Raw genomic sequence first — 25,054 nt, forward strand, 5'->3', positions numbered from 1 at the left:
CGTACGACGACACCACCGGAACGAGAAGGGGAGACCCCGTCATGACGCCGGACCACCCGGCCCCCGCCGCCCCCGCGGCCACCACCCGCCCCCGCTTCATGCTGCGGGTCGCCGGGCTGCCGCTCGACAGTGTGCGGGGCCTGCGCTGCCCGGACAGCCGCCGCTGGGCCGACGACGTCCTGCACGCCACCGACCGGGTGCGCGCGGACGGCGAACGGCTCGCCGACCTGATCCACGGCCTGGTCGGCGGCAGCGAGGACGAGACGCTGCGCCGCACCCTGCTCGCCCTGCGCCGCGACCTCTTCAACAACCGCCTGCCCCGCCCCGGGGCCGTCGACCGGGCCCGCGAGCTGATGCGCGGACTCGGCACGGCGGCCGGTGCGGAGGCCGCCGACGCGCTGGCCGCCTGGCTCGACGGGCGCCACCGCCTGGAGGAGCGACGGGCCCGGGGCGCCGCCCTGCTCGCCGGGGAGACCGCCGAGGCCCGCGCCCGGCTGCGCGCCCTGGCGGGGGAGGAGCGGCTGCGCCGGGCGCTGCTGCTCGCCTCCCCGGCCCTGGACGCCCAACTCGACACGTACATCCGCTCCGACGCCGCCGCCGCGCCGGACAAGAAGCAGCGCAAGATCGAACGCTCGCTGCTCTCGTACCTGTACCGCACAGCCTGCAAGACCAGCCCGTTCTCCACCTTCACCGGGGTCGCCCTCGGCACGTTCTCCGACGGTGGCCAGGAGGATCTGCGGGCCCGGGTCGAGGACGTCTGGGACGGGCGGATCCGGCTGAACGTCGCCGCGATCGGCCGACTCACCGAAGCCGTGGTCACCGACCCGGTCCGCCGGGCCGATCTCCCGGTCGCCCCCGCCTCGGGGTGGGGCCGCGACGACGACCGGGTCCGCTACGTGCGCCGCTGGGTCACCCAGGGCGACGAGTCCACCGCCGTCACCTTCGACGCGGTGAAGGACCGGCTGTTCTTCCTGCGCCGCAGCGGCACCCTGGAACGCCTCCTCGGCCTCTTCGAGGAGCACGACACCCTCCGGTACGGGGAGCTGGCCGACTGGCTCGCCGCCGACCGGGGCGCCGACCCGCAGGAGTGCGCCCAGTACCTCCAGGCACTGCTGGACATCGGGATGGTGCAGGTGCCGTGCCTGCGGACGGAGGTCCACGACACCGACCCGCTCGGTGCCCTCCAGGACTCGCTGCGCGGTCTCGGCCGCCCCTGGGCCGACCGGCTCGCCGGGCACCTGGCCGGCCCGGCCGCCGGGATCGAGCGGTTCGCCGACGCCTCCCCGACCGAACGCCGCGTGCTGTTGGGCGAGTTGAGGGAGGCGCTGCGCACCCTCCAGGAGGAGGAGCTGGGCGCGGCCGCCCGTATCCCGCAGACCCTGCTCTACGAGGACGTGGCGGCCGGCCGCCGCACCGAGCTCTCCGCCGCCGCCTGGGACCGGCTCGCCGCCGCCCCCCTCGGGGCGGTGGAGCGCGTGCTGCCCGCCTTCGACCTGACCCTGCCGCAGCGCGTCACGTTCAAGGGCTTCTTCCTCGCCCGGTACGGGCAGGGCGGCCGCTGCGACGACCTGCTGAAGCTGGTCCACGACTTCCACGAGGACTTCTTCGACCAGTACATGTCGTTCACCGCCAAGCGCACCACCTTCGACGCGGACGGCGACTACGTCCCCGAGGAGAACTGGCTGGGACTGCCCCAGCTCAAGGCCCTCGACACCGCCCGGCAGACCTTCGTCGAGCGGATGCGGGCCCTGTGGGCCGCCTGGGAGGCCGACCCGGACCGGGGCGGCGAGATCCGGGTGGACGGTGAGCTGCTGGACGAGGTCGCCACCGAACTCGCCTCCCTGCAGAGCGAGTTCACTCCGCTCGCCCACCATGTGCAGATCGCCGACCGGCCCGGCGATCCGCTCGTGGTGCTCAACCGCTCCTACGGCGGGGTGTCCTTCCCGTTCAGCCGGTTCACCCACCTCTTCGACGGCCTCGCCGAGCAGCTCCACGCCGCCACCGCCGACCTGCTGCCCGACGGCGCGGTCCTCGCCGAGGTCACCGGCGGCCCCGTCACCAGCAACCTCAACCTGCACGGCCGACTCACCGACTACGAGATCGTCTGCCCCGGCGAGCGCGGCACCCTCCCCGAGGAGAACCGCATCCACCTGGACGACCTCCACCTCGTCCACGACCGCGACGCGGACCGGCTGGTGCTGCGCTCCACCCGGCTCGGCAAGGAGGTCGTACCGGTCTACCTCGGCTACCTCGTCCCGCTCGCGCTGCCCGAACTGCCCCGCACCCTGCTGCTGCTCTCGCCGACCTCGATGTCCCCGCTGAACGTGTGGGGCGGCGTCCCCGAGGGCGTGGCCGTCGACGGGGTCTCCACGCGGCCCCGGGTCCGGCACGGCAGCGTGGTGCTCGCCCGGCGCAGCTGGAGCGCGCCCGCCGCCGTGCTGCCGCTGCGCGGGCCGGGGCGGGCGGACGACGACTGGTTCCTGGGCTGGCAGGCGTTCCGCCGGGCCCACGGGCTGCCGGACCGGGTCTTCGCGACCGTCTCCGACAGCGGGGCGCGCGGCGCGACCGGTGCCAAGCCCTCGTACCTCGACTTCGACAGCACCCTCTCGCTGGCCGCGTTCGAGGCCCTGATCAGGACGGCCGAGGCGCGCGTCGTGTTCCGGGAGATGCTCCCCGACGAGAACGGCCTGCACACCGTCTCCGGCCGGGGCCACCACGTCGCCGAACTCGCGGTCGAGACCGCCGCCACCGCCGTTTCCGTGGAAAGGACCGACCCGTCATGAGCACGGCACCACCCGTACCCGAGGCCACCGCCACCACCGCCGGGTCCTGGCAGGCCACCCACATCTTCTACGCCGCCAACCCCCGCCCCATGCTGACCCAGTGCGTCCGCCCGCTGATCGAGGAGCTGGACGCGGACGGCCTGATCGACGGCTACTTCTTCATCAACTACTGGCTGGAGGGGCCGCACGTACGGCTGCGGATCAAGCCCGCGAGCCCCGCCGCCGAGGCCGAGGTACGGCGCCGCACCGAAGCGGCGATCGACACCTTCCTCACCGAGCGCCCCGCCCTGTACGAGGTGGACTCCGGCTTCCTCAACGACTTCTACAACACCCTGTTCGACATCGAGTTCCCCGGCGCCGAACGCGGCCACTACACCGACGACCAGGGCCGGATGCGGCTGCGCCCCAACAACTCGCGCAGCGCCGAACCGTACGAGCCGGAGTACGGCAAGTACGGCGGCCCGGCCGGGATCGAGCTGGCCGAATGGCACTTCCGGCACTCCAGCGACCTGGTCATCGACGCGTTCCGGACGAAGAACCTGCACCTGCGGACCGTGCTGCTCGGCACCTCCGCGCAGCTCATGATGGTGATGTCCGCGGCCTTCCTCCCCGACCGCACCGAACTCGCCGACTACCTCGACAGCTACTACGAGTTCTGGCACAAGGCGTTCCCCGGCACCGGCTTCATCGGCAGCGACGAGTACGACCGCAACTACGCCGCCATGGCGCCCGGACTGGCCGCCCGCTTCGCCCGCGTCCGCGCCGCCACGGCGGGGGAGGCCGGCGGGGAGGGCGACGGGGAGGCCGCCCGGCTGCCCGGATTCCTCGCCGGCTGGGCCGAGCACTGCGCCGAACTGCGCGAACGGGCCGTCGAGCTGAGCCGCAACGGCGACCTGGTGTTCCGCTCCTGGGACGGCGAGCGCGACGAGCGCGTCACCGACCCGGCGGTCTCGCTGCCGCTGCTCCTCTCCCCGTACATGCACATGACCAACAACCGGCTGCATGTGACGATCCGGGACGAGGCGTACCTCTCGCACGTCCTCGGCCGGGCGCTGCGGGAGTCGGGATGAGCCCCACCCCGCCCGGCGCCGCACCGGGCCTCGCCGAGTACCGGCCCGCGCTCGGGCCCCAGGTCCTGCTGAGCGACGCCCTCCTCCAGGGCCCGGCCACCGTCCACCTGATCAAGGACACCGCCGCCGGGGGCTCCTTCAAGGTCGGCCCCAAGGAACACTTCCTGATCGCCCGGATGGACGGCAGCCGCAGCCTCGCGGAGATCGGCGAGGAGTACGCGAAGGAGTACGGGCGCAGGCTGGACGGCGCCCGCTGGCAGCAGATCCTGCGGATGCTCGGGACGCGCGGCCTGCTCGCCGGAGCACCCGTGCCCGCGCCCGCGTCCACCGCCGGGGACGTCCCCGCGGGGCCGGAGCGGGCCGAGCGCGGACTGCTGAAGGGCAGCATCCGCCTGGTCGCCGACGCCGACGCCACCACCGACCGGCTGCACCGGGTGGTCGGCTTCCTGCTCGTTCCCGGCTTCCTGCTGCCGCTGCTGGCCCTGGTGCTGGCGATGGAGGTGCTGGTGGCCGTACGGGTGGGCGAACTCCTCGATATGACAAAGGAGTTGTTCACCAACCCGGCCCTTCTGGTGGGGGCGGCCACGCTCCTCTGGTTCAGCACCGCGCTGCACGAACTCGCCCACGGGGTGGTCGCCCGGCACCACGGCGGCACCGTGGCCGAAATCGGACTGCGCTGGCGGCTGCCCGTGATCATCATGTACTGCACCGTCGACAACTACCTGTATCTCGGCACCCGTTGGCAACGCATCCAGACAGCGGTGGCCGGTGCGGTGATGAACCTGCTGTTCCTGCTCCCGTTCTGCGCGCTGTGGCTGTTCGCCCCCCTGGACACCGCCACGCACGACGCGCTCGGCGCGCTGCTGCTCCTGGGCAGTGTGCAGGCGCTGGCCATGCTCGTCCCGCTCCCGCCGCTGGACGGATACCGGATCGCGAGCCAGCTCTGCGGGGCCACCGAACTGGCCGCCTCGACCCTCGCGTACCTGCGGCTGGCCGCCCGCCGCGACCCGGCGGCGGGTGACTACCCGCGCCCGGCCAGGGCCGCCTACCGCGCCTACGGGCTGGCGGCGGTGCTGGCGCTCGTCGCCGTGGCCGCCGCCGTCGTGGCCGCCGCCCGCCATCTGCTCACCACCTGATTCAGCCCCCCCCGCAAGGAGAAGTCCATGACCCCCACCGCCCCCTCCCCCTCCCCGGGCGACCGGACGGCCCCGGACGACGACCGGTCCGAAGCCGCCGTCGTCCTCGACGCCGTACGCAAGACGTACGGTCAGCGGCACGCCGTCGACGGGGTGTCGTTCACCGTGCGGCGCGGCGAGTTCTTCGGGCTGCTCGGACCCAACGGGGCCGGCAAGACCACCCTCGTCGAGATCATGGAGGGGCAGCGCAGGGCCGACTCCGGCGCCGTCACCGTCCTCGGCTCCAGCCCCTGGCCGCGCGACCCGAAGCTGCTGCCCCGGCTCGGCGTGCAGACCCAGACGTCGGCCTTCTTCGTCCGCCTCACCGCCCGCGAGCACCTGCGCACCATGGCCGCGCTCTACCGGACGGACCGGGCGGCGGCCGAGCGGGCGCTCGCCTCCGTGGGCCTCACCGAACAGGGCGACGTCCGGGTGGACGACCTCTCCGGCGGCCAGCGCCAGCGCCTGGCCATCGCCTCCGCCCTCGTCCACGAACCCGAACTCATCTTCCTGGACGAGCCCACCGCCGCCCTCGACCCGCAGGCCAGGCGCGCGCTCTGGCAGGTCCTGCGCGACCTCAAGGGCGAGGGCCGCACCATCATCTACACCACCCACCACCTCGACGAGGCCGAGGCGCTCTGCGACCGCGTCGCGATCATGGTCGAGGGGTCCGTCGTCGCCCTGGACAGCCCCGCCCACCTCATCGCCGCCGCCGCGCCCACCACCCGCCTCGTCGTCCCCGACGACCGGCTCACCGCCGAGCAGGCGCGGGCCATCGACGGCGTCGACGCCGTCACCGAGGAGCCCGGCGCCCTCGTGCTGGAGACCCTCGAATCCGGCAAGGTCCTCGCCGCGATCGACGCCCTGGCCGGGCTGCGGGGCGTGCAGACCCGCACCGCCGACCTGGAGGACGTCTACCTGGCGCTGACCGCCGCCGCCCCGGACGCTTCCTGACCCCTCCCGCCCCCGGCCCGTCCGCCCCCCCACGTACAGACCTCAGCAAGTGATACGGAGAACCCCGATGAGCGCATACGCGGCGCTGAGCCAGGCCGGATACCGGGCCTACACGCGCGACAAGACCACGCTCTTCTTCACCTTCGCCTTCCCGCTCATCTTCCTCGTCGTCTTCGGCCTGATCTTCCACGGCCAGACCGTCGAGGAGAGCGGCCGCCCCTACATCAACTACATCGCCCCCGGCGTCCTGTCCTGGGGCGTCGGCAACGCCGCCGTGTTCGGGGTCGGCTTCGTCCTCATGCAATGGCGGCGCGACGACATCCTGCGCCTCATCCGGATGACCCCGACCCCGGTCTCCGCCGTCCTCGCCTCCCGGTACGTGCTGGCCCTCGCCATCGGCGCCGTCCAGTCCGTGCTCTTCGTGGCCGTCGCCATGCTGCCCGCCTTCGGCCTGGAGGTGGACGGGCGCTGGCCGCTCGCCCTGCCCGTCCTGGTCCTCGGCATCACCGCGTTCCTCGCCCTCGGCGTCATCGTCGGCAGCTACGCCAAGACGCCGGAGGCCGTCGCCGCCGTCGCCAACTGCCTGATGATCCCGATGGCGTTCCTGTCCGGCTCGTTCTTCCCGCTGGACGCCATGCCGGGCTGGATGCAGAACCTCTCCCGGGTGCTGCCGCTGCGCTACCTCAACGACGGGATCTCCGGCTCCCTCACCGGCAACGGCACCAACGGCGACATCGGGCTGGCCTGCGTGGTCCTCGCCGGGTTCGCCGTCGTGCTGGGCGCCATCGCGCTGAAGACCTTCCGCTGGAGCGACAAGTCATGACGACGGCCCCCGCCGCACCCGCGCCGCCGGTCCGGGGCGAGACCCCACTGGAGGAGGCCCGCACCGCCCTCCACGCCGAACTCGCCCGCCGCCACCGCGAAGCGCCCGACGCGGCCGCCCTGCCCGCCCCGCTCGTCGTCCCGCTCGGCGCCGCCGACACCCTCGGCCACGGCGCCCCCGACCCGTACGCGGAGCTCCGCCCGGCCGCCAACGTCCAGCTCACCTCCCGCGCCGTGCTGATCGGGCCCTGGGGCGGCGGGCCCGACGCCACCGCCTGCGGCCAGTGCCTCGCCATGCGCTGGCAGCGGCTGCGCAGCCGCTCCGAGCGCGAGGCCCTGGAGCTGGGCGGCTCCCCGAACGGCGCCACCCACTGGCCCGTCCTCACCGCCTACGCCGCCGACGCCGTCTGGTCCCTCTACCGGGCGGCCCTCGGCGACCCCGCCCCCGCCCCGGCCGGAGCCACCGCGTCCGACACCACCCCCGCCGACCGCGCCCTGCCCCGGGTCAGCCGGATCGACCTGGCCACCCTCGCCACCGCGACCTTCCCGATCCTGCCCGAACCCCTCTGCCCCTCCTGCGTGCGCCCGGTCCCCGACACCGCCGAGGCCGCCCGCATGCACCTCGGCCCGGCCCCCAAACCCGACCCCGACGGCTACCGGCTGCGCCCCCTGGCCTCGTACCCGCTGCCCACCGCCGCGCTCGTCAACCCGGTCTGCGGCACCCTCGGTTCGGACCTCTGGATCAACCCCACCTCCACCACCACCGCCCCCGCCGCCGGAACCCACTTCGTCCGCGGCTACGCCGGGCTCAACGACGTCACCTTCAGCGGCCAGGCCAACAGCTACGACACCAGCCGTCTCCTCGCCCACCTGGAGGGCCTGGAGCGGTACGCGGGCACCACCCGCCGACGCGGCACCACCCCCGTCGTCGACAGCTACCACCGCCTCGCCGACCACGCCGTGGACCCCGCCGCCTGCGGTCTCTACGCCCCCGAGACCTACGCGAACGACCCGATGGTCTCCCCGTTCGACCCCGACCGGCCCATCCCCTGGGTGTGGGGCCACTCCCTGCGCGACGACCGGCCCGTCCTCGTCCCCGCCCGGCTCGCCCACTACAGCGCCGGCGTCGAGGCCGACAACTTCGTCTTCGAATGCTCCAACGGCTGCGCCACCGGCGGCAGTGTGGAGGAGGCGATCCTCTACGGGCTGCTGGAGCTCGTCGAACGGGACGCCTTCCTACTGGCCTGGCACGGCCGGACCCCGCTCACCGCGATCGACCTCACCACCTGCCGCTCCCCGGCCGTCCGCTCCATGATCGACCGGGCCGGACTGCACGGCTACGACGTCCACGCCTTCGACACCCGGATGGACCTGGACGTCCCCGTCGTCACCGCCCTCGCGGTACGCCGGGACGGCGGACACGGCACCCTGTCGTTCGCCGCCGCCGCCGGATTCGACCCGGAGGCCACCGTCGAGTCCGCCCTCTCCGAGGTGCTCACCTACATCCCGCACCTGCCCTACCAGGTCGCCGAACGCCACGCCGAACTCACCGCCATGGCAAGCGACTTCGGCCGGGTGCGGCAGCTCAAGGACCACGCCCAGCTCTACGGGCTGCCGGAGATGGCCGTGCACGCCCGGGAGTATTTGGAACCCGTCGACATGCGTCCCCTGGCGGACACGTTCGCCGACTGGCAGCCCCGCCGCCCCCGCACCGGGGACCTGCTGGACGATCTGAACCTGCTGCGCGACCGGCTCGCCGCCGCCGGGCACGATGTCGTCGCCGTCGACCAGACCACCCCCGAGCAGCGCCGCATGGGCCTGCACACGGTCGCCACCGTCGTCCCCGGCCTGCTGCCGCTCGACTTCGGCTGGAACCGGCAGCGCGCCCTGCTGATGCCCCGGCTGCGCACCGCGCTCCGGGCCGCCGGCCGCCGCGCCGACGACCTGCCGGAGTCCGGGATCAAACGGGTGCCACACCCCTTCCCATGACCCCGGTGACTCCCGAGACCAGGGGGACCCCCGAGACCCGGGGGACCCCCGTGGCCCCGGTGAACGGCAAACGGGCCCTCCCCGTGCCCCTGGCACGGGAAGGGCCCCGGTCCCGCCGGACCGTACGACCGCTGAACCGGTCAGGCGCAGCAGGAGGTGGTGCTGGTGGTGCTGGAGCAGGTGGAGGTCGAGGAGCAGGACGTGGAACCGGCGAGCACGACCTCGGCGGCGTCCGAGTAGTCCGAGATCTCGAAGGTCTCCGACTCCAGCTCCAGGATCTCGTCGGCGAGGGCGGCGAGCTCGGTCTTGGGGGCCATGGTGTTCTCCCTTGGTTCCCGGGGACGGACCGGCCGATCCGGCACCGTTCCCCTGCGTCCGGCCCATTCCAGCGGCGGGCGCTGTCGGATCGGCAGCGGTTTCGCTGTCAGACCGCTGACACCCCCTGTCAGTGAAACGCCGTACTACTGAAGCCGGGACGGCGCACGCTGATGCGGCCCACCCGGCGGAACGAGGTGAGATGACATGCGGGAGACGGTCACGTCCGCCACGTCCACGGTGGAACGGGAGGTCCTGCGTCCGGCCCTGGAGCTGTATCTCGACGTCCACGCCCACCCCGAGCTGCCCGGTGCCGAGCGCCGCACCGCCGCCCTGTTCGCCGCCCGGCTGGCGGCGAGCGGCTGCGCGGTGACCCGGGACGTCGGCGGCCACGGCGTCGTCGGCGTCCTGCGCAACGGGGACGGCCCGACCGTCCTGCTCCGCACCGAGCTGGACGCCCTCCCGGTCACCGAACGCACCGGCCTGGTCTACGCGAGCACCGTGCCCGGGGTGATGCACGCCTGCGGCCATGACCTCCACCTCGCCGCGCTCGCCGGTGCGGTGGACACGCTGGCCCGGACCCGGTCCGCCTGGCGGGGCACCGTCCTGGCGGTCGGCCAGCCCGCCGAGGAGACCCTGACCGGGGCGCGGGACATGCTGGCCGACGGCCTCTACGAGCGCTTCGGCACCCCGGACGCCGTCCTCGCCCAGCACACCTCGCCCGCCCCCGCGGGCACCCTCGCCCACGTCGCGGACCCGGGCACGCCCCTGATGGCGGCCGGCGCCTCGGTCGACGTCACCGTGCACGGGCTGGGCGGCCACGCCGGGACGCCGCACCTGACCGTCGACCCGGTCCTCACCGCGGCGGCGACGGTACTGCGGCTGCACTCCTCGGTCGCCCGGGAGACCGCCCCGGCCGAGCGGCCCGTGCTGACCGTGGGCGCCCTGCGGGCCGGCGGCCCCGGCAACGTCGTCCCCGCCACCGCGGAGCTCTCGCTCAGCGTCCGGGCCCTGACCGGACCGGCCGTCGACCGGATGGTGGCCTCCGTGGAGCGCATCGTCAGGGCCGAGTGCGCGGCCGCCGGCTGCCCGGAGGAGCCGGCGATCACCGTCACCGCCCGCTCGCCCGCCCTGCCGACCGACCCGGCCGCCACCGCCGAGGTGCGCCGCGCCCACGAGGAGGTGTTCGGCCCGCACCGGGTCACCGGCACCGGACCGATCACCGCCACCGAGGACTTCGCCCGGTACGCCGCCGGGGGCGTACCGGCGGTCTACTGGCTGCTCGGGGCCACCGGGGCGGGGCCGTGGCGCCGGGCCAGGGACGGCGGCCCGCCGGTGCCGTCGAACCACGCGCCGGAGTTCGCCCCCGACGCCCGCACCGCCCTGCCCACCGGGATCACGGCCATGGCGACGGCCGCCCGGCGGCTCCTGGCCCCGCCGGAAGGGGGCCGGGCATGACCGGAAGGGGGCCGGGCGGCGCGGACGGCCATGTCGACCTGATCGCCGTCCGCCGCGACGCCACGGCCGCGACCGGCGAGACCACCGTCGTACGCCTGCTGAGCCTGCTGCCCGCCCACTGGCTCTGCACGCCCCGCGCGGTCGGCCCCGACCGGATCGAGCTCCGGATCGACCTGGACGGTTCCGCCGACCGGGGCGAGGTCCGACGCCGGGTCGCCGGGGCCTTCGCCGACCGTGCCCTGACCGGCTGGGCGGAGGGCCCCTGAGCCGGACGGACGGACCGGGCCGCCCGGACCGTTCGGATTCGGCCGTGTTTCACATCCGGCTGTGTTTCCGTCTGCTTCCGTCCCGGCCGTGCTTGATCCCGGAAGTGCTTCGGCCCCGGCCTTGTTCCAGCGCCGTGTTCCCGTTCCGGCCGTGCTTCGCGGGTTCAGCCGTCGGTCAGATCCAGCCGCGTTCCCGGGCCAGCAGCGCGGCATGGGCGCGGCTCGCGGCGCCGAGCGTCTGCATCAGGTCGGCGACGTGCCGCCGGTACGTACGCACCGAGACCCCCAGCTCGCGTGCGCCCGCCTCGTCCTTGCCCACCGAGCACATGGACACCAGCACCCGGCGCTCGGTCTCCGACAGGCACTCCTCCGGGTCCTCCCGGACCACCGCTTCGTCCGCCCGGCCGAGGTCCGTCGCCTGGTCCCAGATCTTCTCGAAGAGCGCGATGATGTTGCTGACCAGGCCGCTGCGGTGGGCCAGCAGCGCACCGCGCGAGGTGTCGTGCGGGTCCAGCGGGACGAGCGCCGCCTTGCGGTCGTAGACCAGCAGCCGCTCCGCGCTCTGCTCCGTCACCCGGATCATCGCCCCGTGCTCGACGAGTTCCCGCAGGTAGGCGGCGGTCGCCCGGTCCCGCAGCGCGTCCCGTACCACCACGTTCCGGATCTTCACCCCGCGCCGCAGACAGCGCAGGTCCAGCGGGCGGGACCGGGCGATGTTCTCCGCCGACAGCTTGGTGTACGGCTCCACGGAGAGGATCTCCTCCCGCGCGAAGAACGCGAGGTCGTCGATCCGGTTGCGTATCTGGGCCAGCCCCTCCAGCTGCTCGATCCCGAGCGGGGGCGGATTACGGGTCAGCTGCTCCGCACGGAGACCGTCGATGACGTGCCGCGCCCGGGTGACCCGTTGGAACTCCTGGTGCAGGGCGTGCACCCGCTGGTCGATCAGCCGGGCGACGGCGGTCTCCGGATCGGTCGGGAAGACCTCCTGGCCGGATTCCTCGGGGTGGAGCAGCCGCAGCTCCCGGAGCCGCCCGACGCAGTCGCGCGCGGTCCTCGGGGTGATGTGGAGCAGGAGCTGCGCGTCCTGGACGGTGCTGCCCGGGTTGCGCAGGAAATGCCGGTACACCGCTTCCTCGGCCGCCGAGACTCCGAATACGGACATCTCGTTGTCGCCCACGTGTGCCCCCGCTGCCGTACGCCTGCCCCCGCACCTGCTTGTGGAGTCTTTCGGCCAAAGCGTAGACGCTGGGTTCTTTTCTGTGAGGACCCAGGACACAACTGTGTGCGGGCTGGAGATGAACGGTGTGTGTCCTGCGACGAGCGGCCGCCCCCGTGCGACGGACGGTCCGTCCGGCCCCGGCCGGTAACGTTCCGTTTCCGTCCCGGCCGCGCCCGGTCCGCGTTCCCGTGCCCGCTGACATGCCCGCTCCCGTACCTGTGCGCGTCGCCGGTGCCGCCGCGTGCGGAGGTTTCGGCCACCGCGCGCCCCGGGCGCCCGCACGCGGGCACCGCGTCGGAGTCGTAGGCTGGTGGTCCCCGGCCCGTCCGGAGGCGGCCCCCCGGATCGTGCCGGACCGGGAGCCGCCCCCGTACACGTGTCGGGCCCTTCGCGTTGCCCTGTTCCTGGCAGCAGCCGGCTGCCGGGACCTGCCCTTCGTTACCGGACGGAAGCCCTTCATGAGCCTGCACGGTCTGCTCGATGTCGTCGTACGTGATCCGGCGCTCGACGAAGCGGTCAGGGCCGCCGGCGACGGCCACCGGATGCATGTCGACCTCGTCGGCCCGCCCGCCGCCCGCCCCTTCGCCATCGCCGCGCTGGCCCGCGAGACCGGGCGCACGGTCCTCGCCGTCACCGCCACCGGCCGGGAGGCCGAGGACCTGGCGGCCGCGCTGCGGACCCTGCTCCCGCCGGACACGATCGCCGAGTTCCCGTCCTGGGAGACCCTGCCGCACGAGCGGCTCTCGCCCCGCTCGGACACCGTGGGCCGCCGCCTCGCCGTGCTGCGCAGGCTGGCCCACCCGCGCGCGGACGACCCGGAGACCGGGCCGGTCTCGGTGGTCGTCGCGCCGATCCGTTCCGTGCTCCAGCCGCAGGTCAAGGGACTCGGCGACCTGGAGCCCGTGGCGCTGGCCATCGGACAGAGCGCCGATCTCGGCAAGACCGTCGAGGCGCTCGGTGCCGCCGCCTACTCCCGGGTCGAACTGGTCGAGAAGCGCGGCGAGTTCGCCGTACGCGGCGGCATCCTCGACGTCTTCCCGCCGACCGAGGAGCACCCGCTGCGGGTGGAGTTCTGGGGCGACGACGTCGAGGAGATCCGCTACTTCAAGATCGCCGACCAGCGCTCGCTGGAGATCGCCGAGCACGGGCTGTGGGCGCCGCCCTGCCGCGAGCTGCTGCTCACCGACGAGGTCCGGCGGCGCGCCGCCGCCCTCGCCGAGGCCCACCCCGAGCTGGGCGAACTGCTCGGCAAGATCGCCGAGGGGATCGCGGTGGAGGGCATGGAGTCCCTCGCCCCGGTGCTCGTCGACGACATGGAGCTGCTGCTCGACGTGTTGCCGCAGGGCGCGATGGCGGTGGTCTGCGACCCGGAGCGGGTCCGCACCCGGGCCGCCGACCTCGTCGCCACCAGCCAGGAGTTCCTCCAGGCGTCCTGGGCGGCCACGGCGGGCGGCGGCGAGGCCCCGATCGACGTGGGCGCCGCCTCGCTGTGGGGCATCGCGGACGTCCGGGACCGGGCCCGCGAGCTGGGCATGATGTGGTGGTCGGTCTCCCCGTTCGCCGCCGACGACGCCGAGGTCGACGAGGACACGCTCCAGCTCGGCATGCACGCCCCGGAGGCGTACCGGGGCGACACCGCCCGCGCCTTCGCCGACACCCGGGAGCGGATCGCCGCGGGCTGGCGCACCGTCTACGTCACCGAGGGCCAGGGCCTCGCCTCCCGCACCGTCGAGGTGCTCAGCGGCGAGGGCATCGCCGCCCGCCTCGACCCGGACCTCGCGGAGATCTCCCCGTCCGTCGTCCACGTCTCCTGCGGCGCGATCGACCACGGCTTCGTCGACCCGGCGCTCCAGCTCGCCGTCCTCACCGAGACCGACCTCACCGGCCAGCGCACCGCCACCAAGGACCTGGGCCGGATGCCGGCCCGCCGCCGCAAGACGATCGACCCGCTGACCCTGGAGCCCGGCGACTACATCGTCCACGAGCAGCACGGCGTCGGCCGCTACATCGAGATGGTCCAGCGGACCGTCCAGGGCGCCACCCGCGAGTACCTGCTCGTCGAGTACGCCCCCGCCAAGCGCGGCCAGCCCGGCGACCGCCTCTACATCCCGACCGACCAGCTCGAACAGGTCACCAAGTACGTCGGCGGCGAGGCCCCCACCCTGCACCGGCTCGGCGGCGCCGACTGGACGAAGACCAAGGCCCGTGCGAAGAAGGCCGTCAAGGAGATCGCCGCCGACCTGATCAAGCTCTACTCGGCCCGGATGGCGGCCCCCGGCCACACCTTCGGCCCCGACACCCCCTGGCAGCGCGAACTGGAGGACGCCTTCCCGTACGCGGAGACGCCCGACCAGCTCTCCACCATCGCCGAGGTCAAGGAGGACATGGAGAAGTCCGTCCCGATGGACCGGCTGATCTGCGGCGACGTCGGCTACGGCAAGACGGAGATCGCGGTCCGGGCGGCGTTCAAGGCGGTCCAGGACGGCAAGCAGGTCGCCGTCCTCGTCCCCACGACTCTTCTGGTCCAGCAGCACTACGGCACTTTCACCGAGCGCTACTCCCAGTTCCCGGTCAACGTCCGGGCGCTCAGCCGCTTCCAGTCCGAGGCCGAGTCCAAGGCCACCCTGGAAGGGCTCAAGGACGGTTCCGTCGACCTGGTCATCGGCACCCACCGCCTCTTCTCCTCCGAGACCCGGTTCAAGGACCTCGGCCTGGTCATCGTCGACGAGGAGCAGCGCTTCGGCGTCGAGCACAAGGAGCAGCTGAAGAAGCTCCGCGCCAACGTGGACGTCCTCACCATGTCCGCGACCCCCATCCCCCGTACCCTCGAAATGGCCGTGACCGGCATCCGCGAGATGTCGACGATCACCACGCCCCCCGAGGAGCGCCACCCCGTCCTCACCTTCGTCGGCCCGTACGAGGAGAAGCAGATCGGCGCCGCCATCCGCCGCGAACTGCTCCGCGAGGGCCAGGCGTTCTACATCCACAACCGGGTCGAGTCCATCGACCGGGCCGCCGCCCGGCTCCGCGAGATCGTCCCCGAGGCCCGGATCGCCACGGCACACGGGCAGATGTCCGAACAGGCCCTGGAACAGGTGGTGGTGGACTTCTGGGAGAAGAAGTTCGACGTCCTGGTCTCCACGACGATCGTCGAGTCCGGCATCGACATCTCCAACGCCAACACCCTGATCGTGGAGCGCGGCGACAACTTCGGCCTCTCCCAGCTCCACCAGTTGCGCGGCCGGGTCGGCCGGGGCCGCGAGCGCGGCTACGCCTACTTCCTCTACCCGCCGGAGAAGCCGCTCACCGAGACCGCCCACGAACGCCTCGCCACGATCGCCCAGCACACCGAGATGGGCGCGGGCATGTACGTGGCGATGAAGGACCTGGAGATCCGGGGCGCCGGAAACCTTCTGGGCGGCGAGCAGTCCGGACACATCGCGGGCGTCGGCTTCGACCTGTACGTCCGCATGGTGGGCGAGGCCGTGGCCGACTACCGGGCCTCCCTCGAAGGCGGCGTGGAGGAGGAGCCGCCGCTGGAGGTCAAGATCGAACTTCCGGTCGACGCCCACGTCCCGCACGACTACGCCCCCGGCGAGCGGCTGCGCCTCCAGGCGTACCGCGCCATCGCCTCCGCCAACACGGAGGACGACATCCGGGCCGTACGGGAGGAGCTGACCGACCGCTACGGCAAGCTGCCCGAGCCGGTCGAGAACCTGCTCCTGGTCGCCGGTCTGCGCATGCTGGCCCGCGCCTGCGGCGTCGGCGAGATCGTCCTCCAGGGGCCGAACATCCGCTTCGCCCCGGTCGAGCTGCGCGAGTCCCAGGAGCTCCGGCTGAAGCGCCTGTATCCGCGTACGGTCATCAAGCCGGCCGTCCACCAGATCCTGGTGCCCCGCCCCACCACCGGAAAGGTGGGCGGGAAGCCGGTCGTCGGCCGCGAACTCCTGGCCTGGACCGGCGAGTTCCTGACCACGATCCTGGGCTCGTGACGGCCCCGGGGCCCGCCGCCGGCACGACCGGCGGGCCCCGGACTCGGCACCCCTGTCCCCACGCCTCCCGGCGGCGTTCGTTCCGCGAGCACCGGCGGGGAAATTCGCTGTCCGGTGATCGGCACGCGGTGATAGAGACTCACCGTGACCATGACACTTGAATTCCCCGATCTGCTGCGACTGATCGAAGAACGGTCGACCGCCTTCCGCGCCGCGGTCGCCTCCGCGCCCAGCCTCGACGTACAGGTGCCGACCTGCCCCGAGTGGACGCTGTTCGATCTGGCGCAGCACATCGGTGAGGGGCGCCGCGACTGGGCCGTCACCGTCGCAGCGGGGCCCGCCCCGGCCAAGTCCGCCGCGGAGGGCGCCCCGGCCGCACCCCGGGAGCGCGAGGCCCTGCTGGTCTGGTTGGCGGAGTCCACGGGGCAACTGCTGGACGCGCTGCGGGAGGCCGGTCCGGACCGCGGTTGCTGGTCGTGGTGGGAGACCTTGCAGTCGCCGCACACCTCCGGTGCCGTGGCCCGGCACCAGCTCCAGCAGATGGCGGTGCACACGTACGACGCCCAGATCACCGTGGGCGCCGCGCAGCCGCTGCCGGAGGAGGCGGCGCTCGACGGTGTCGACGAGTTCCTGTCCACCTGCGTCGCGACGGCGAGCGCCTGGCCGCACCAGCCCGCAGCGATCGACTTCCACGCCTCCGAGGGCCACTCCTGGCGCCTCTCGCTCTCCGCCGACGGCGCACGGTCCGCCCGTCTTCCCCGGCCCGGCACGGTCCCGGCCACCACGGCCGACCGGAGCCAGGACCCGGACGCGCCCGCCGCCTTCGCCTCCGTCCGGGGCACGGCCAACGAGCTGGTTCTCATCCTGCACGACCGCATCCCGATCGACTCCCTGGAGCTCGACGGCGACCGCCGTCTCTTCGACCAGCTCCGCGCCTGGGAACCGGACGAGTAGGACGTCGGGGTCCTTGCGCCGGAGCGCGGGCGGCCGGCCCCGGATCCCATGGCCTCCGCGCGAAGGCTGATCCGGGCCCCCTCAGAGCGAACCGGCGACCAGCGCCTCGCCGAGCGGGGTGCGCCGGTAGAGCACGGACCGTCCGGACCGGGCCCGGACGAGCAGTCCCGAGCTGCGCAGGATGGCGAGGTGGTCTCCCACCGCGCCGGGTGTCATGGCGAGGCTCCGGGCGAGGTGGCTGGTACTGGCCGGGGCGTCCAGCGCCAGCAGCAGTCGGGCCCGGGACCGGCCGACCAGGGCGGTCAGCGCGTCCGGCTGGGGGACGGTGTCCTGTTCGCCCCACTGGGCGGCGGTGCCGCGGGCGCGGTAGATCAAGGTCCGGGGCCAGGGGTCCTCCGTGTGGGCGGCGAGGTCCCTGACGAAGACCGAAGGGATCAGCAGGAGCCCGGCACCGGTGAGGCGGACTGTTCCCGCGTGTGGGAAGTGGCCGATCTCGATGTGGTCGGCCTGCCACGTGATGCTCGGGTGCAGGCTCTCGACGGTCGTGGCCCATCCGCGTTCGCCGATCACGCCCACCCGGTGCACGATGTCGCGCTCACAGATCGCGCGCAGTTGCGGCCAGTCGGGGCCGAGCAGCACGTGCCACGCCCGGTCCATCGCCTCGGCGATCCTGGAGACGGCGTTCGGCGAGTCCAGCACCGCGCGTACGCGGGGATCACGGGCCAACGGGCCGGTCGCGGCGGTGGCGCATTCCTGGCGGGCCGCTTCCCACGGGGTGGCCCGGATCACGGCCAGGTCGTCCGCCCAGGTCTGGCTGAGGCCGCGCGGGGGCGGAGCGATGAAGTCCGGTCCGCCCCGTGGGCTGTGCAGAGCCAGGACGGCGTCCAGTTCGCATTCGCGGCGAAGCCGTTCGAAATCCGGCAGGAGCCGGGCGGCCCAGGCCCGCGGCAGTGGCCTTTCCAGGCCGGCGAGCGAACGCAGCAGGAAACACAGGTCCATCGCGGGCGACAGCGCGAAGCGGCTGCGCAGCAGGTCTTCGACGGAGACTTCGAAGCGCAGCATCCGGCCATGTTACTGCGGGGCATCCGCTCCGATTCGTCCAGCGACGAATCATTGGTGGGGGTGTGGGCGTCCGGCGAGGCTGCGCGTCATGAACCCGACCGCCGAGCCCGCGCAGGGCAACCACCGTGCCACCTACCGGGAGGTGCTGGCCGAGCCGCGATTCCGGCTGCTCTTCTCGACCCGCACCGTCGCGATCACCGCGGACGCGCTGCGGATCACCACCTTCTCGGTCCTGGCCTTCTCGTCCACCGGCTCCGCGCCGCTGAGCGCACTGGCCTTCGGCATCGGCTTCGTCCCGCAGCTGTTCGGCTCGCTGCTGCTGGGCTCACTGGCCGACCGGCTGCCGGCCCGCGCGCTCATCACCGGTGGCTACGCCGTGACGTGCGCCTCCGCCCTGCTGCTCGCCCTGGTACGGATGCCGGTCGCGGCAGCCCTCGGAGTCGTGGCGCTGGTCGCCCTCGCCACACCGGTGTTCCACGGTGCGTCGAGTCGGCTGGTCGCGCAGTCGCTGGAGGGCGACGCCTATGTACTGGGGCGTTCACTGAACAACATCGCGGCCTCCGGCGCGCAACTGTTCGGTCTGGCGCTGGGAGGCGCGGTCGTCGCGGTACTCGGTCCGCGCCGGGCGCTCGCGGTCGGCGCCGCCCTCTACCTCGGCTGCGCGCTCGCTGTCCGCATCGGACTGCCCCGGCTCGAACGGGGAGAGTCCGGCGGCACACCCGGCGGCGCCCGGGGTGACGGCGGCACCGTCCGGGCGAGCCTGCACGGCGCCGGCCTGCTGCTGCGCGAACCCACGGTGCGACGGCTGATGCTGGCACAGTGGCTGCCGCCCGCGTTCGTGGCGGGCGGGGAAGGCCTGATCGTGGCCTACGCGGGAGGACGCCACTTCGCGCCCGGGTGGTACGCGGTGCTGATGGGCTGTCTGCCGGTCGGCATGCTGGTCGGCGACCTGTTGGTGGGGCGACTGCTGCGGCCGCCCACCCGTGAGCGACTGGTGGTCCCGCTGACCGCGCTGATGGGCCTGCCGCTGGTCGGCTTCGCCGCCGAACCCGGGGTGGGCGCCTCGTCCTGCCTGCTGCTGCTCTGCGGCTTCGGATTCGCCTACGGTCTCGGCCTGCAACGGCCGTTCCTGGAAGCCCTGCCGCAGGGCGGCCAGGGCCAGGCCTTCGGCCTGCTCGGCTCCGGCAGCATGACACTGCAGGGCGTCGGACCGGTCTGCTTCGGCGCGGTGGCCGCGGGCATCGGAACAGGCGGCGCGATCGCCCTGGCCGGAGGCGCGGCGGCGTTCGCCGCAGGCTGGATTCTCACCTGGTACCCGCCCGCCTCCCCGGTCTCCGCCCCATGAGATCCGCCCCATGAGCCGCTCGACGAGCGGAGCGCCTCCTCGCGATGCGGCGGGTCGGAGCCCGGACACGTCCATGGGCGGGCCACCGGTACTCGGCGAGGGATTCCGCAGCACCGGTCTCCACAGCCGCTGTTCTGGGCCCACGTCCATCCCATCCATCCCCTGGCCGGCCTGTTGCGTCGGCCAACAACAGGACCTCGACGGCCGGTCCCGCAGTAGCGTGACCGTCATGACGGCTGAGGGCGGGGAACTGGTCGGCGGGATGGCGAACGCGGGGGCGGTCTTCCGCCGGGGTGCGCTGGTCGAGCGTCCGGCGCCGCCCCACGCGCCCGCTCTGCACGCCTGGCTCCTCGCGCTGAGGGAGCGCGGTTTCGACGCGGCGCCCATCCCGGTCGGCCGCACCGACGAGGGGCGTGAGCGGCTGACCTTCGTCCCCGGCGACGTGCCCCTGCCACCGTTCCCGGAGTGGGCGATGACGAGCGCCGCCCTCGCGTCGGTGGGGAGCCTGCTGCGGCGTCTGCACGAGGCCGGTGCGGGCGTCGCGGTCGACACCCGCACCGCGTGGCCCCGGGACCTGGCCGATCCTGAGGGCGGAACGCTGCTGTGCCACAACGACGTGTGCCCGGAGAACGTCGTCTTCCGTGACGGCCGGGCCGTGGCCCTGATCGATTTCGACCTGGCGGCCCCGGGCCGCCCCCTCTGGGACGTCGCGATGACCGCCCGCTACTGGGTGCCCATGCGGAACCCCGGACCGGCACCCGCTCCCTACCCGGCCGGGCTGGACGTGCCCGCGCGCCTCCGGATTCTCGCCGACGGGTACGGCCTCTCGGCGCGGGACCGGGCCGACCTCCCCGCCGTCATCGAGCAGGCCACGGAGGTCTGCCGCGCCTTCGTCGCCCGCCGCGTGGCCGACGGCGACCCTGTCTATCTCCAGGCACTGGCCGAGCGTGGCGGATGGGAACGCTGGGACCGCATGCAGAACTGGCTGGTGGACCAGCGCGAGACGTTCACTGCTGCCCTGCTGAACTGACCGCCCCGTGGGCAGAATCCGTTGTTCAGACGGTGCCGAACTCCCCGTTCCTGACGCCTGCGACGAAGGCGGCGAAGGCGGTGGGGGTGGTGTGCAGTACGGGTCCGTGCGGGTTCTTGGAGTCGCATACGGGGACGACGCCGGTGGTGGGCACCTGGGCCGGGGCCCACTCGACGCAGGAACCGCCGTTGTTGCTGTAGGAGGACTTGATCCAGCGGGGGGACTCGATCGCCATGGGAACCCTCTCGTCAACTGCCCGTGTCTGGTCGCGAAACCGTGCCGCGTTCGAGGTGCCCGTCAGGTCGGGGCGGCAAACCGGCGGGGGGCGCGGAACGCGAAACCCCACCGTGCGTGGCGCGGTGGGGTTTGACGGATCGGATGTGCGGGACGCGCGTGGGTCAGACGGCGCCGAACTCCCCGTTCCTGACGCCTGCGACGAAGGCGGCGAAGGCGGTGGGGGAGGTGTGCAGTACGGGTCCGTGCGGATTCTTGGAGTCGCGTACGGGGACGACGCCGGTGGTGGACGCCTGCGCGGGGGCCCACTCGACGCAGGAACCGCCGTTGTCGCTGTAGGAGGATTTGACCCAGTGGGGGGTCGCGACTTCGGTCGTCACGGGGTGCCCTTTCGTAGCTGGTGGATCAGGTCTACAGAAGCCGTCTGTGACAGTGATACAGCCTGCGACTGATGGTAGTCCCTCACCAGGGGCAGTACGGACGACAGTTCACGGTCGAGATGCCCCTGCGTCTGCGACTCCACATAGGAGAAGACGGACCGGTCCGAGAGGGTCAGCAGATTCACCAACCGATTGAACGGGCGGAGTTCACCGATGCTGTACGGGGCGATCTGGAGCATGGTGTTGGGCTGCGCGGCGAAGTCGATCAGATGCTGGAACTGTGCGTCCATCACGGCGGGGCCGCCGATGGGGCGCCGGACGCAACTCTCGTCCAGTACCGCGACGATCAGCGGGGGCAGGGGCCGGACCAGAGCGGCCTGTCGCTCCATGAGGAACGCGACCCGTTCATTGGCCTGCTCCTGGGTGATCACTCCCCGGTCCACCGCGCTGGTGGCCAGGGCCTCCGCGTACGCACGGGTCTGGAGCGGTCCGGGAATCACTCCGCACTCGAACAGCTTGATCTCCGCCGCTCGGGCCTCGTACCCCACGTACTCCGGGAAGCCCTCCAGCAGGCTGCCGTGCTTCATCTCGCGCCATTCGCGCTCGAACGAATCAGCGGTGTTCGTCGTATCTAATGCCACATCAACACGGCGAGAAAAAGGCAGAGTAGGCGATTTCCTCCCAGTTTCCAGCGCCGAGATATGCCTGCCCGTGCACCCGACCAGCGAACCGAGGTGGTCCTGGGTCCAGCCGCGTTCCTCGCGCAGCCTGCGCAAACGGGCTCCGTAGGCGGCTGCGGGGCTCGCCTCCGGGTTGAGTTCCTTGACGTTGACCATCGTGCCCTGCCTTTCAGCCACGTTGCTGACACTTCGACTCTAGGTCACGCTGACCCCACTTGGTAGTGGGACAACTACGGAGCGGAGTTGACGTGCACGAGGACGCAGGTGTGCCGAACGGTCAGGAGCCCTCGGAGGGACCCTCGGAGGAGCGCTCGGAGGGGTGCTCGGAGGGGCCTTCGGGTGAGCTCGAAGTGCCGCCTCCTGGGGCGTTGTTCCGGGATGAGGGGCGTGGGGGTCGGGTGGGGGAGTTCCGTGGGGTGGTGGGGCCGTACTGGTCGTTGCGGCCGGTGGGGGGTGGGGTGGAGTGGGAGGCGGAGCCGGGGTGGGTGCGGGCGTTGACTCCGGCGGAGCGGTTGAGTGTGGAGAACGCGTTGCGGAATCTGCGAAGCAGCAGGGGTGGCGTGTGAACAGGCTGAATAGGCTGCCGGGTTACCGGTGTGAGGTGTTGGCGGTGGAGTTCTTCGGGGGTACCGGGCGGATGGCGCGGTATGTGCTGGGGAGGTTCGAGACGATCTCGCCGGTGTTGGCGGTGCGGTGGCTGGGTGGTCAGGCGTTGTGGATCGCGGACCGGCTGGACAGTGATCCCGAGGACGGTCCGCGTCTGGATCTGGAGGGGAAGGCGTGGGTGCAGCACCTGAGTCGGCGTCGGCCGGCCGGTGCTCCGCCGAGCCGCCCGGCCGAGCTGCGTGAGTGGTACGCGGACCGCAAGGGTCAGCGCGAGGCGCAGGCGCATCTCAGGGGCGGCAGCCCGCTCCTCGTCGTCGTCCCGGACACGGACGTGACGTACACCCTCTCCGCCCACCCCAGTTGAACAACGTGACACTCGCCCCCCGATGTGTCACACATTTTCGCGAGCACCCGCGGGGGAGGCAGCCGCAACGCCGTCGTCCGTGCCCGCACCCGGCCCCTTACTCCGCCCCTGGCGCATGCGGATGCCCGTTACGGTTCCAGGATGAGCAACTCCGCGGCGTCCGCCATCCTCACCACCACCGACCTGTCCGAAGCGGTGCGGGCGGTCCGTGTCCTGCTGGGTGTGGCGGACACCAGCCGGGCAGAGGTCGACTTCGAAGCCGTGATCAGCTCCCGGGACACCCTGGCGCGCGTACGCCGCGTACTGCCCGGCCTCGAATGGTGGGCCCTGGCGGGCAAGGAGCACGGCTCGTCGGAGACCGGTGAGGACGCTGCGGACCACCTGCCGATCCGCGTGTCCGACTGGGGACGTCCGCTGGACCGGGCCGAACCCTTCGTCGTCGCCCTGGGGCAGGATTCCGCCGCTGTCCGGTGGGATCTGGAGTCGTGGCCGGCGGTTCCCGAAGCGGGCCTGGAGGCGATCTCGCAGAAGTACGCGTACCTCACGCTGACGGTCAACTCCAGGGACCTCTACCAGGACCAGCCGTCGCCGGACCACACCGTCCACGTACACGTCCGGGACCGGAACGGCGACCAGACCGCCCGCGCCCACTGGCTCGCCGATCGCGTGGGCGGCCGGTTCACGGGCAGGGTCGAGACGGCGCCCCTCTGACCCCGGGCGGGCACCACGGGGCCGAGAGGGGCGAGAGCTCCGGTCAGCCGTCGGCCTCCCGAGCCACCTGCTCCAGTCGGGCCCGATGACGCTCCCACCAGGCGGCGTCATCGGTCGGCAGGCTGTCCTGGGCCAGGGTGTAGCCGGTGGTCCCGTCGATGAGCTCCCGCACCACATCGGCGTGACCGGCATGGCGTTGGGTGTCGGAGATGACGCGGAGCAGGAGGTGGTGCAGCGTCGCCTCGGCACGCTCCTCGGGCCACCACGGGACGCGGCCGGTCGCGTCGAGGTCGAACGCCTCGACCGTGGCGTCGGTGTGCGCCCAGGCGCTGCGGTACAGCCCGATGATGTCCTCGCGGGACTCGTCCGCCGTCGCCCACATGTCCGCGTTGGGCTCCGCGTCCCGCGTGTACCACCAGGACGGCGGCTCCCCGGTGAAGAACGGCCGCCCGAACGTGTCGCCGAAGTAACCCAGCTCCACCCCGGCGAGATGCTTGAGCAGCCCGAGCAGATTCGTACCCGTAGGAGTCAACGGGCGCCGCGCGTCGTACTCGGAGAGCCCGTCGAGCTTCCACACCAGCGCGTCGCGGCCCTGCTGGAGGTACTGGAGAAGGTCCGCCTTCGGACTCGGTTCACTCGGCCCACCCGGTTCGGTCATGCCGGGCAGTCTCGCACCCGCCACTGACAGCGCCCCCGGGAAGAACTCGTCACACGTCCGAGGGGACGTCCAGGCGCTGGGTGCCGACGACCGACAGCAGCCGCAGCGCCTCCTCGGAGGGGGAGCCGGGCGCGGCGGTGTAGATGACGACCCGCTGGTCCCGGTCGGCGATGTCCAGGACGTCGCAGTTGACGGAGACGGGGCCGACGAGCGGGTGGTGGAAGGTCTTGCAGAGAGTGGGGCGGGCGGTCACGTCGTGGCCCGCCCAGATCCGGGCGAACTCCTCGCTCCCGGCGAGCAGTTCCCGGACCAGACCGGCCACCTCCGGGTCGTCCGGGTAGCGGGCCGCCGCCGCGCGCAGGTGTTGGGCCGAGGTCCGGACGAACGCGTCCGCGTCCGAGACGCCGTACAGCGGCCGGCCGTGCCGGTGCGGCCCGAGGAAGACGCGCCGGACGAGGTTGCGGTCGCGGCGCGACAGGGCGGAGAAGTCCTCCATCAGGGCCGCGGCCAGACCGTTCCAGGCGATCACCTCGTACGTGGCGGACAGGACGAGCGCCGCGGCCTCCGGGAGCCGGTCCAGCAGGTCGACGATGCTCTGCCGGACCTCCCTGGACGGGCCGGGCAGGGGGCCCGGCGGAGTACCGGCGAGGTGGTGCATGTGGTCGCGCTCGGCGTCCGAGAGACGCAGCGCGCGGGCGATCTGGGCCAGCACCTCGCGGGAGGGATGCGGGGCCCGGGCCTGCTCCAGGCGCGTGTAGTACTCCGTCGAGATGAACGCGAGCTGCGCCACCTCCTCGCGCCGCAGCCCCGGCGTGCGGCGGCGCGGCCCGGCCGGGAGCCCCACCTCGGCGGGGGTGATCCGCTCGCGCCTGCTGCGCAGGAAGCCTGCCAGTTCTCGTCTGTCCACCCCTCCAGTGTGCGCGGACCCCGTCCGGTTCATCCAGGTACCGCCGGTGCCTGGATGAGCGGCGCGGTCCGGCGCAGGCT

General features: G+C 72.8%; 23 protein-coding genes. 15 read left to right on the forward strand and 8 right to left on the reverse strand.

Annotation, left to right across the window (positions count from 1 at the left end):
* Positions 1 to 41 precede the first annotated feature (41 nt).
* From ACF08W_RS06140 to ACF08W_RS06165, 6 genes are all read left to right on the forward strand, one after another.
* Positions 42 to 2,783 (forward strand): lantibiotic dehydratase, encoded by a 2,742-nt coding sequence (locus ACF08W_RS06140; protein ID WP_392278577.1) that lies wholly within the window; start codon positions 42 to 44, stop codon positions 2,781 to 2,783.
* On the forward strand, positions 2,780 to 3,853 hold the full coding sequence (locus tag ACF08W_RS06145; protein ID WP_385206687.1) for a lantibiotic dehydratase C-terminal domain-containing protein: 1,074 nt from the start codon (positions 2,780 to 2,782) through the stop codon (positions 3,851 to 3,853). The genes ACF08W_RS06140 and ACF08W_RS06145 overlap by 4 nt, the downstream gene beginning before the upstream one ends.
* Positions 3,850 to 4,989 carry a M50 family metallopeptidase gene (locus ACF08W_RS06150; protein ID WP_392278578.1) on the forward strand — a complete coding sequence of 380 codons (1,140 nt, stop codon included), beginning with the start codon at positions 3,850 to 3,852 and terminating at the stop codon, positions 4,987 to 4,989. Before ACF08W_RS06145 ends, ACF08W_RS06150 begins: the two co-directional genes overlap by 4 nt.
* A gap of 27 nt (positions 4,990 to 5,016) precedes the next feature.
* On the forward strand, positions 5,017 to 5,982 hold the full coding sequence (locus tag ACF08W_RS06155) for an ABC transporter ATP-binding protein (RefSeq protein ID WP_385206681.1): 966 nt from the start codon (positions 5,017 to 5,019) through the stop codon (positions 5,980 to 5,982).
* Positions 5,983 to 6,049: 67 nt separating this feature from the next.
* Positions 6,050 to 6,805 carry an ABC transporter permease gene (locus ACF08W_RS06160; protein WP_352276914.1) on the forward strand — a complete coding sequence of 252 codons (756 nt, stop codon included), beginning with the start codon at positions 6,050 to 6,052 and terminating at the stop codon, positions 6,803 to 6,805.
* On the forward strand, positions 6,802 to 8,793 hold the full coding sequence (locus ACF08W_RS06165; protein ID WP_392278579.1) for a TOMM precursor leader peptide-binding protein: 1,992 nt from the start codon (positions 6,802 to 6,804) through the stop codon (positions 8,791 to 8,793). The genes ACF08W_RS06160 and ACF08W_RS06165 overlap by 4 nt, the downstream gene beginning before the upstream one ends.
* Before the next feature lie 140 nt (positions 8,794 to 8,933).
* On the opposite strand, the gene ACF08W_RS06170 is transcribed toward ACF08W_RS06165, so the two are convergent.
* Positions 8,934 to 9,110: a thiazolylpeptide-type bacteriocin gene (locus ACF08W_RS06170; RefSeq protein ID WP_352276917.1), complete on the reverse strand. Its 177-nt coding sequence runs from the start codon at positions 9,108 to 9,110 to the stop codon at positions 8,934 to 8,936.
* A 205-nt stretch (positions 9,111 to 9,315) separates the two neighbouring features.
* Between ACF08W_RS06170 and ACF08W_RS06175 the strand changes: the two genes are divergently transcribed.
* Together ACF08W_RS06175 and ACF08W_RS06180 are read left to right on the forward strand one after the other, a co-directional pair.
* The gene (locus ACF08W_RS06175) at positions 9,316 to 10,566 is read left to right on the forward strand and encodes an amidohydrolase (protein WP_392278580.1); all 1,251 of its coding nucleotides are present in this window, start codon (positions 9,316 to 9,318) and stop codon (positions 10,564 to 10,566) included.
* On the forward strand, positions 10,563 to 10,832 hold the full coding sequence (locus tag ACF08W_RS06180) for a hypothetical protein (protein WP_392278581.1): 270 nt from the start codon (positions 10,563 to 10,565) through the stop codon (positions 10,830 to 10,832). The genes ACF08W_RS06175 and ACF08W_RS06180 overlap by 4 nt, the downstream gene beginning before the upstream one ends.
* A gap of 175 nt (positions 10,833 to 11,007) precedes the next feature.
* Here the strand turns inward: ACF08W_RS06180 and ACF08W_RS06185 are convergent, their stop codons facing one another.
* Positions 11,008 to 11,994 carry a helix-turn-helix transcriptional regulator gene (locus tag ACF08W_RS06185; protein WP_392278582.1) on the reverse strand — a complete coding sequence of 329 codons (987 nt, stop codon included), beginning with the start codon at positions 11,992 to 11,994 and terminating at the stop codon, positions 11,008 to 11,010.
* A gap of 515 nt (positions 11,995 to 12,509) precedes the next feature.
* On the opposite strand from ACF08W_RS06185, the gene mfd reads away from it, so the two are divergent.
* Positions 12,510 to 16,043 (forward strand): transcription-repair coupling factor, encoded by a 3,534-nt coding sequence (gene mfd, locus ACF08W_RS06190; protein ID WP_385206667.1) that lies wholly within the window; start codon positions 12,510 to 12,512, stop codon positions 16,041 to 16,043.
* Between the two features lie 144 nt (positions 16,044 to 16,187).
* Positions 16,188 to 16,997, forward strand: a complete 810-nt coding sequence (locus tag ACF08W_RS06195) for a maleylpyruvate isomerase N-terminal domain-containing protein (protein ID WP_392278583.1) — start codon at positions 16,188 to 16,190, stop codon at positions 16,995 to 16,997.
* Between the two features lie 81 nt (positions 16,998 to 17,078).
* Here the strand turns inward: ACF08W_RS06195 and ACF08W_RS06200 are convergent, their stop codons facing one another.
* Positions 17,079 to 18,059, reverse strand: a complete 981-nt coding sequence (locus ACF08W_RS06200) for an ArsR/SmtB family transcription factor (RefSeq protein ID WP_392278584.1) — start codon at positions 18,057 to 18,059, stop codon at positions 17,079 to 17,081.
* Between the two features lie 88 nt (positions 18,060 to 18,147).
* On the opposite strand from ACF08W_RS06200, the gene ACF08W_RS06205 reads away from it, so the two are divergent.
* Entirely contained in the window at positions 18,148 to 19,404 is a 1,257-nt protein-coding gene (locus ACF08W_RS06205; RefSeq protein WP_392278585.1) for an MFS transporter, read from the forward strand.
* 229 nt (positions 19,405 to 19,633) lie between these two features.
* Positions 19,634 to 20,434, forward strand: a complete 801-nt coding sequence (locus tag ACF08W_RS06210) for a phosphotransferase enzyme family protein (protein WP_392278586.1) — start codon at positions 19,634 to 19,636, stop codon at positions 20,432 to 20,434.
* Positions 20,435 to 20,459: 25 nt separating this feature from the next.
* On the opposite strand, the gene ACF08W_RS06215 is transcribed toward ACF08W_RS06210, so the two are convergent.
* From ACF08W_RS06215 to ACF08W_RS06225, 3 genes are all read right to left on the reverse strand, one after another.
* Positions 20,460 to 20,669 (reverse strand): DUF397 domain-containing protein, encoded by a 210-nt coding sequence (locus ACF08W_RS06215; RefSeq protein WP_392278587.1) that lies wholly within the window; start codon positions 20,667 to 20,669, stop codon positions 20,460 to 20,462.
* Between the two features lie 163 nt (positions 20,670 to 20,832).
* A complete protein-coding gene (locus ACF08W_RS06220; protein ID WP_392278588.1) occupies positions 20,833 to 21,048 on the reverse strand; it encodes a DUF397 domain-containing protein in 216 nt (71 codons plus the stop codon).
* Complete coding sequence (locus tag ACF08W_RS06225; protein ID WP_392278650.1) at positions 21,045 to 21,884, reverse strand: Scr1 family TA system antitoxin-like transcriptional regulator; 840 nt, start codon at positions 21,882 to 21,884, stop codon at positions 21,045 to 21,047. The genes ACF08W_RS06220 and ACF08W_RS06225 overlap by 4 nt, the downstream gene beginning before the upstream one ends.
* Positions 21,885 to 21,976: 92 nt before the next feature.
* Here ACF08W_RS06225 and ACF08W_RS06230 point away from each other — a divergent pair, with 92 nt between their 5' ends.
* From ACF08W_RS06230 to ACF08W_RS06240, 3 genes are all read left to right on the forward strand, one after another.
* Positions 21,977 to 22,294, forward strand: coding sequence for a hypothetical protein (locus ACF08W_RS06230; protein WP_392278589.1), 318 nt, complete (start codon positions 21,977 to 21,979; stop codon positions 22,292 to 22,294).
* Positions 22,295 to 22,338: 44 nt separating this feature from the next.
* Positions 22,339 to 22,698, forward strand: coding sequence for a hypothetical protein (locus ACF08W_RS06235; protein ID WP_385206651.1), 360 nt, complete (start codon positions 22,339 to 22,341; stop codon positions 22,696 to 22,698).
* A gap of 141 nt (positions 22,699 to 22,839) precedes the next feature.
* Positions 22,840 to 23,409 carry a hypothetical protein gene (locus ACF08W_RS06240; RefSeq protein ID WP_392278590.1) on the forward strand — a complete coding sequence of 190 codons (570 nt, stop codon included), beginning with the start codon at positions 22,840 to 22,842 and terminating at the stop codon, positions 23,407 to 23,409.
* A gap of 43 nt (positions 23,410 to 23,452) precedes the next feature.
* Here the strand turns inward: ACF08W_RS06240 and ACF08W_RS06245 are convergent, their stop codons facing one another.
* Positions 23,453 to 24,067: a DinB family protein gene (locus tag ACF08W_RS06245; protein ID WP_392278591.1), complete on the reverse strand. Its 615-nt coding sequence runs from the start codon at positions 24,065 to 24,067 to the stop codon at positions 23,453 to 23,455.
* A gap of 49 nt (positions 24,068 to 24,116) precedes the next feature.
* Positions 24,117 to 24,974, reverse strand: coding sequence for a helix-turn-helix transcriptional regulator (locus ACF08W_RS06250; RefSeq protein WP_385206645.1), 858 nt, complete (start codon positions 24,972 to 24,974; stop codon positions 24,117 to 24,119).
* Positions 24,975 to 25,054: the final 80 nt, after the last annotated feature.

The sequence above is a fragment of the Streptomyces sp. NPDC015144 genome, from assembly GCF_043079735.1.
Lineage (GTDB): Bacteria > Actinomycetota > Actinomycetes > Streptomycetales > Streptomycetaceae > Streptomyces.

Excerpts from the sequence above, each read along its gene's own strand:
- ACF08W_RS06175 (WP_392278580.1), top strand. The coding sequence starts at position 9,316 with ATGCGGGAGACGGTCACGTCCGCCACGTCCACGGTGGAACGGGAGGTC.
- ACF08W_RS06240 (WP_392278590.1), top strand. The coding sequence starts at position 22,840 with ATGAGCAACTCCGCGGCGTCCGCCATCCTCACCACCACCGACCTGTCC.
- ACF08W_RS06140 (WP_392278577.1), top strand. The coding sequence starts at position 42 with ATGACGCCGGACCACCCGGCCCCCGCCGCCCCCGCGGCCACCACCCGC.
- ACF08W_RS06160 (WP_352276914.1), top strand. The coding sequence starts at position 6,050 with ATGAGCGCATACGCGGCGCTGAGCCAGGCCGGATACCGGGCCTACACG.
- ACF08W_RS06185 (WP_392278582.1), bottom strand. The coding sequence starts at position 11,994 with ATGTCCGTATTCGGAGTCTCGGCGGCCGAGGAAGCGGTGTACCGGCAT.
- ACF08W_RS06155 (WP_385206681.1), top strand. The coding sequence starts at position 5,017 with ATGACCCCCACCGCCCCCTCCCCCTCCCCGGGCGACCGGACGGCCCCG.
- ACF08W_RS06225 (WP_392278650.1), bottom strand. The coding sequence starts at position 21,884 with ATGGTCAACGTCAAGGAACTCAACCCGGAGGCGAGCCCCGCAGCCGCC.
- ACF08W_RS06245 (WP_392278591.1), bottom strand. The coding sequence starts at position 24,067 with ATGACCGAACCGGGTGGGCCGAGTGAACCGAGTCCGAAGGCGGACCTT.
- ACF08W_RS06205 (WP_392278585.1), top strand. The coding sequence starts at position 18,148 with ATGAACCCGACCGCCGAGCCCGCGCAGGGCAACCACCGTGCCACCTAC.
- ACF08W_RS06210 (WP_392278586.1), top strand. The coding sequence starts at position 19,634 with ATGACGGCTGAGGGCGGGGAACTGGTCGGCGGGATGGCGAACGCGGGG.
- ACF08W_RS06180 (WP_392278581.1), top strand. The coding sequence starts at position 10,563 with ATGACCGGAAGGGGGCCGGGCGGCGCGGACGGCCATGTCGACCTGATC.
- ACF08W_RS06145 (WP_385206687.1), top strand. The coding sequence starts at position 2,780 with ATGAGCACGGCACCACCCGTACCCGAGGCCACCGCCACCACCGCCGGG.
- ACF08W_RS06170 (WP_352276917.1), bottom strand. The coding sequence starts at position 9,110 with ATGGCCCCCAAGACCGAGCTCGCCGCCCTCGCCGACGAGATCCTGGAG.
- ACF08W_RS06150 (WP_392278578.1), top strand. The coding sequence starts at position 3,850 with ATGAGCCCCACCCCGCCCGGCGCCGCACCGGGCCTCGCCGAGTACCGG.
- ACF08W_RS06165 (WP_392278579.1), top strand. The coding sequence starts at position 6,802 with ATGACGACGGCCCCCGCCGCACCCGCGCCGCCGGTCCGGGGCGAGACC.
- mfd (WP_385206667.1), top strand. The coding sequence starts at position 12,510 with ATGAGCCTGCACGGTCTGCTCGATGTCGTCGTACGTGATCCGGCGCTC.
- ACF08W_RS06200 (WP_392278584.1), bottom strand. The coding sequence starts at position 18,059 with ATGCTGCGCTTCGAAGTCTCCGTCGAAGACCTGCTGCGCAGCCGCTTC.
- ACF08W_RS06215 (WP_392278587.1), bottom strand. The coding sequence starts at position 20,669 with ATGGCGATCGAGTCCCCCCGCTGGATCAAGTCCTCCTACAGCAACAAC.